This is a genomic window from Roseibium sp. RKSG952 (genome assembly GCF_009711355.1).
In genome coordinates this window covers 1-411 of sequence record NZ_SMMF01000233.1, presented here as the reverse complement: position 1 = coordinate 411, position 411 = coordinate 1, and the positions used below count along the sequence as shown (strand labels likewise).

At 67.4% G+C, this 411-nt stretch carries 1 protein-coding gene; it reads right to left on the bottom strand.

Going from position 1 to position 411, the window contains the following annotated elements:
- Window positions 1–31 precede the first annotated feature (31 nt).
- The coding region (locus tag E1297_RS48815; protein WP_209015533.1) for a hypothetical protein at window positions 32–411 on the bottom strand (380 nt) is incomplete at its 5' end.

Sequence of the window (411 nt, the reverse complement as noted above, 5' to 3'; positions counted from 1 at the left end):
ATGCGTCCTTTTGCAACCATGCCGGTGCGGTTCAGCCTTCATGTCTGCTTCGGTCGAACCGGTACCCGGACAGCTGGCCGAGGCTTTTGCGGACCTGGCTGGAGGCCTCGTCGGCCTGCCGCGCCAGATCGAGCGCTTCCTCAAGCAGCCGGTCCAGTTTGGCCCGCGGGTCCGCGCTGTGTTTTTCGATGGCCGCCGCAGGGGAGGGCAGGGGAGAGGCCTTGCTTTCGCTGGCGGTCCATGCGGATTTTTTGGGGCCGGCCGGTTTGCGGGCAAAGGCCAGGAAGGGCAGGGCGTAGACGCGGTAGGAGGCCCGGCCGGTGATCTCGCGCAAGAGACCGGCTGCCTCCGCATCTGCCAGCAAGGTCCGGGCCGCGGTTGCCGAGATTTCAAGCGCGCGGGCGGTCGTGT